The organism is Desulfofundulus sp., from assembly GCF_049701015.1.
Taxonomy (GTDB): domain Bacteria; phylum Bacillota; class Desulfotomaculia; order Desulfotomaculales; family Desulfovirgulaceae; genus Desulfofundulus.
Map to the genome: position 1 here is coordinate 1 of NZ_JBNATZ010000199.1, position 4,597 is coordinate 4,597.

Genomic DNA, 4,597 nt, shown 5'->3' on the forward strand with positions numbered 1-4,597 from the left:
TCAAAGCTATGAACCCTTTGTCACCCTGCCGGTACTTAATCTCCACCGTCTTGCCTACCGCACCGGCCAGAGCCTGGCCCGCGCCGTTTTTGGCGAATACAGCATGTTTGGTACCGTCTTTGGCCCGGCAGTAGGCCCTGACGACGCCGGGGGACTTGCCGGGCCGGGCTTCCAGCACCTTGAACGTGCCGGTCTCCGTGCCGTCGTCGGCCTGAGCATTTTGGGACGGCGGCACCTGCCCCCCGCCCAGCGCTTCCGCTACGGCCGCTTCCAGCGCCTGGGTGTCCCGCCCGGCCTGTACCATCGCGGCCAGCAGGTTTGCCAGCGCAACGGCCCCGGCGTGGCGGGCCTTCAGCGCCTCCAGTTTGGCCTCCGAAGCGGCGTACTCGGCCCGGGCCTGGTTCAGCTCTTCCCGGAGCTTCGCCAGCTCGGGGGAGCTGGTACGCTGGTTCGGGGGGATGGCCGCTTCCAGGGCCTTAATTTTTGCGTCCAACTCGTAAATTTTGCACCTGGAGGCGAAAGCGCGGCGGACAGCAGTTTCGATTTCAGAAACTTCGAGGAGTGCTTTTACAATCGGCTGCATCCTTAAAACCTTCCTTTCTCTCTCATCCCTGGCGGTTGTTCGCGCATCCGCGAGCAGACTCCTTTTAAAATACTCAACTAGATGTTTAGATCTCTAAACCTATTGTAGACAAAAATAAACCTCCCGTCAAGAGGTTTTTGAAAACTTTTTGTTTTCAATTCTAAACCTTTAGGTTATAATATCTTACAAAAGGTTTTGAGAAAGAGGGGAAAACCATGTTTACATACAAGCCTCTGTTGAAAACGCTCATCGACAAAGACCTGAAACTTCAGGACCTCCGGGAAAAGCTCCGCATCTCGGGGGCCACCCTGGCTAAAATAAGCAAGGGCGAGTACGTCTCGATGGAGACGCTCGACAAAATATGCGACTTCCTGGACTGCGAGATCCAGGACGTGGTCCAGCATGTCAAGAGGCGGGAGAGAAATTGAGAACCCGGCCGCACTTCACTTATCGGCCCACGAAGTCCCAACCACGGGTTCCGCTTCTATCGGGACCTCGTCGCCCATAAGGTCGTACCAGGCGGCCTCCATGCCGGCCTTCACCAGCCCGGCTACCTCTTCCGCGAGGTCCCCGGGGCATTCGAGAATTATCTCGTCGTGGACGGAATTGACGATCACTGCGTCTTCCCACCCGCGGAAAAACAGGTCTCTGTAGATGTAAAACATCGCCGTTTTTAAAATGTCGGCTCCCGTCCCCTGGTCGGGGGTGTTGTAAGCTTGAGTAATCGGTAAATCTTTCCCCTCCGGCCATTTCCGCTTGCGACCGGAAACCGTCCGTACAAACCGGTTTGCCTGGGCGAAGGCCTTTTGCCTCCTGTGCCAGGCCGCCACGCCGGGATACGCGCGGAAAAAAGCCTCGCGGAGAGCGGCGGCCTCCTCCTCGGACATATCGACCCCGTAACTTGTCTTCGCATACTGCTGAAAAGTCCTGGCGCTCATCCCATATATCATGCCGAAATTACAGGCTTTGGCCCGCTGCCGCATCTCCTTTGTGACTTGTTCCGGCGAAACCCCGGCGGTCATCGCCGCCGTCATGGTGTGCAGGTCCAGTCCCTTGCGGTAGGCCTCCACCATTTTCGCGTCCTTCGACAACCACGCCATTATACGCAGTTCGATCTGCCCGTAGTCGCAGACGACGAACTTCCTGCCTTCCGGAGCTGCGAAGACTTCCCGGAACCTCTTCTCTCTGGGCGGCTGCTGGAGGTTGGGCGAACGGCACGAAAACCTCCCCACCCCGTTTTTGTTGATCTGCACGAACTCGGCGTGTATCCGCCCCGTCACCGGGTGCACCGACTCCAGGTACGGCCTCAAAAAGGCCGCCAGGCGCTTCTCGCACTTCCGGTACTCCAGCAAGGCCCTGACCGCCGGGTGGTCGGGGTACATCAGGCGCAGGGTGTCGTCCATCGTGTTCGGCACGTCCACACCCAGCGCTTTCAACACGGGAAGTAATTGCGACGGACTGTTCGGGTTTATTTCCCGCACCCCGAAAATTCCCTGCTCCAGCGCCGGGGCGAGTTCCTGCATCAGCTTCGCCCGGATTTCCGCGGCCCGCGCGTCTTCCTCTTCCATCAGTTTCCGGCAGAGGTCCCTGTTGAAAGGTATGCCGGCGTATTCCAGTTCCGACGTGGGGAGGGCGGCATCGAACTCTATTTTCGCGGCGCGGTTCAGCCCTTCTGCAGCCAGCGCCTTCATCTCCGCCGCGGCTAAAGGCAGGAGCACCGCCGCATCCCTGGCCGCGTACGCGATCTGGGACTCGCTCAGCTCTCTGGAAGACCAGTCCGAAAGCCGCTCTTCTTTGTCCAGGGAAATGCCTGAAAACCTCCGGCAGCACGCCGCCAGAGAGTGGCTCCCGACGTCCAACCCGCAGGCCAGCAGCTGGCTGGCCAGCATGGTATCGAACAACCGGGCCGGCGGCAGCCGCCGGCCTAAATGCTTCCTGAAAAACTTCAGGTCGAATTTGGCGTTGTGGAGGACTTTCAAGATGTTGTGGTCATTCCAAAATTCCCAGAACGGTGTGAAGTCTTTCACCCGGTACATGTCCGCGACGAACGACTTAACACCGCCGCCCGCCGCCGGCACGGCCATCTGTACGAGGCGGACCTCACCAACGTGCGGGTCGAGCCCTCCCTTTTTCCCCGGGCCCGCCGTTTCGGTGTCTACCCCGCAAACACCTGCCGCCGCGACCTCGGCCAGCGCGGAGCGGAGCTCCTCGACCGAGGCGATCAGGACAATTTCGGGGTTCAGTACCGCTTCCGGATGTATTGAAAACACGGCAGCCCCGCGCGAACGTGCATTCTCAGCCAAACCGGCGGTACCTGCCATGCCGGTATTTTCCTGACCGTTCTTCGCACGGATCACGCCTTTGACCTCCCGGTATGCACGGATAATTTCCATGAGGACGTCTTTCCAGGCCGTACAGGCCGCCTCGAACTCTCCTACCAGGGAGGGGTCCTCGACGACCTTTTCAAAAGCTTCGTGGACGCGGATTTCCTCCACGGCGAGCCTCTCCGCCAGGTCGGGCCGGTTTTCTCTGGCCCACGCGAAAGGACGCCCGCCGTCGGATGAACATTCCTTCTTCACCAAATCCAGAACTCCTCCCACCCGCGACATAGCCCAGGAGGATAGCGTTGCAGCGTAATTAGCTTCAAGCATTTAAGGTCCCCTTTCCTTCCTGTGACCGAAATTCAAAACGATACCGCTCCTTTAAGCCGTACAATTCTCCGTGTAGCCTCTATCTTTGTCAAGCCAGGTTCCCACAGCCCGGCACGTTTCAAGGCGTACACCTGTCTTTCCGTAGGCGGCGCCAGCAGTTCTTCCAGCCGCCACTTCGTGATCAGGTCGGAGGCCTCCCCCCTCGTGGCGGGAGAGACAAAGTCACGCAAGCCGCGGCGTGCCGCCATCCGCTCCAAAAACCCGATCTGGGCCTCGCTCGGAGGCTTCTGCCGCCATTCCCTGTCCTCGCGGAGGAGCCTGGGGTCGCCGATGGCGGCAGCGAAATTCTCCGCCGCCCCGAAGACGTAACCCCTGTCCGGCCCCTCCGAAAGCACCTGCACCCCGGCCATCCCCTCCACATTGAAGTCCTTCGCCAGGGCCTGCCATATACCGCCTTTCTTCCGCACCAGTACCGCCACGTTCCGGTCGGAAGCGTACAGGGCGAAAAGGTCCTCCCGCATCTTCAGCCAGCCGAAACCGGTGACCAGCCCGACGACTTTCTCCGTCCCGGCGTACAGCGTCACCCGGCGCGGTTTCGGCTCATCACCGGATTCACGTTCGGAGGTTTCTGTGCCCGTACCCGGTTCTTTCCCTTCCAGCGAGGCTACCGTGACCAGTTTGTGCTTGAGGCTGTTCCCCACCACGTCCAGCACGAGGCAGTCCGCCTTGCCGGCCCAGGGAGCGGGGCGTAACCCCCTGCCCAGACACTGCTGGTAGAGGGCGCGGGATTTCGTAGGCCGGGCCATGAGGACGCACTCGATGTCGGGGCAATCAAAACCCTCAGTCAATACCATACAATTAGCGAGGACCCGAATTTCCCCGTCCGAAAACTGCCTGAGCAATTCCCGCCTCTCGTGTTCCGGAGTATCCCCGGAGACGAAAGCCGCCGCCGCGCCCATCCCCCGCAGCGCTTCGGCAAGGTCCGCCGCCATCCGCACGGAAGGCGTGAACGCCACGGTCTTGCGGTTTTCGCCCTTCTCGACCCAGGCTCTCGCAATGGCCTCCACGACCGCCGGGGATTCCATTACTCGCGCAAGAGAGGAATCCGAAAAGTCTCCGGTTTCGGGGTTCACGGCGGCCCCGTCCAGGTCGATCCCCACGTTCACCAGGACGCCCCTGACCGGGACGAGGTAGCCGGACTCGATCATGAACCCGATTGTCAGCGCGTGGACCACCTCGTCGAAAACGTGCTTGAGACCGACTTTGTCCAGCCGGTCCGGGGTGGCCGTGACGCCCAGGTGCAGGCGGCCGCCGGTGTCCTGGCCGGGGAGGAGGGAAAGGGTTTCGTAGATGCGGCGGTAAG

The 4,597-nt window shown here is 60.5% G+C and carries 4 protein-coding genes; 1 reads left to right on the forward strand and 3 read right to left on the reverse strand.

Annotated elements, in window-relative coordinates:
- On the reverse strand, window positions 1-583 hold a 583-nt coding region (locus ACPLUI_RS11270; RefSeq protein ID WP_424660357.1), incomplete at its 3' end, for a hypothetical protein.
- Window positions 584-798: 215 nt separating this feature from the next.
- On the opposite strand from ACPLUI_RS11270, the gene ACPLUI_RS11275 reads away from it, so the two are divergent.
- Complete coding sequence (locus tag ACPLUI_RS11275; protein WP_424660358.1) at window positions 799-1,011, forward strand: helix-turn-helix domain-containing protein; 213 nt, start codon at window positions 799-801, stop codon at window positions 1,009-1,011.
- A gap of 15 nt (window positions 1,012-1,026) precedes the next feature.
- Here the strand turns inward: ACPLUI_RS11275 and ACPLUI_RS11280 are convergent, their stop codons facing one another.
- Both ACPLUI_RS11280 and ACPLUI_RS11285 read right to left on the reverse strand, forming a co-directional pair.
- Window positions 1,027-3,234 carry a DNA polymerase gene (locus tag ACPLUI_RS11280; RefSeq protein ID WP_424660359.1) on the reverse strand — a complete coding sequence of 736 codons (2,208 nt, stop codon included), beginning with the start codon at window positions 3,232-3,234 and terminating at the stop codon, window positions 1,027-1,029.
- 32 nt (window positions 3,235-3,266) lie between these two features.
- Window positions 3,267-4,597: DEAD/DEAH box helicase (locus tag ACPLUI_RS11285; RefSeq protein WP_424660360.1), on the reverse strand; the 1,331-nt coding region annotated here is incomplete at its 5' end.

Excerpts from the sequence above, each read along its gene's own strand:
- ACPLUI_RS11275 (WP_424660358.1), top strand. The coding sequence starts at position 799 with ATGTTTACATACAAGCCTCTGTTGAAAACGCTCATCGACAAAGACCTG.
- ACPLUI_RS11280 (WP_424660359.1), bottom strand. The coding sequence starts at position 3,234 with ATGCTTGAAGCTAATTACGCTGCAACGCTATCCTCCTGGGCTATGTCG.